Here is a 533-nt window from a genome sequence, read left to right as displayed (position 1 = left end):
CATCCGTGATGAATTCCACTTCGAGGTCTTTTACACTCAAAATTACATCGTTTTCCATAACACATCCTTACAGCTTATACGTGTCATCAACGACAACAACCGGTTCAAAGCTTTTACCCGACTTCATCGCTTTCTGGGTTTCTTTCTTCACGTCTTTGTCGATCCAATACGTGCCATCACCGATAATTCCGCCACTGAACAACGCTTCTGTCATTCGATTCATTGGTTTCTCTGGCAATTTCAACCAACGCCAGTGTCCATAACGAACGTAAGGCACCATGTAGCCAGTGACAATCACGTGCGCATCAATAATGTCTCGCTGAATCTCATGACCTAGTTGGATCTTCTTATCCATGTCCATGTTAAAGCGATACGCAATGATCTTTTCATCTAGCTCTGGCGTGCTGTAGTTAGTGAATGAGTTCGTTTGTGGTTTGTTCGCGTTCACGGAATGGAAGTATTCCCAATAAGTTGGGATTTCTGAAGTCCCCATATCAAAGAAAGCAAGTTCGTGTTTTTTCTCACGCACATAC

The 533-nt window shown here is 43.2% G+C and carries 1 pseudogene; it reads right to left on the bottom strand.

Going from position 1 to position 533, the window contains the following annotated elements:
- Positions 1-67 precede the first annotated feature (67 nt).
- Positions 68-533: pseudogene (locus R8N47_RS27995) on the bottom strand (ABC transporter substrate-binding protein); the annotation flags it as partial.

This window comes from Vibrio sp. 2132-1, from assembly GCF_033344315.1.
This window is presented reverse-complemented; position numbering and strand designations above follow the sequence as displayed.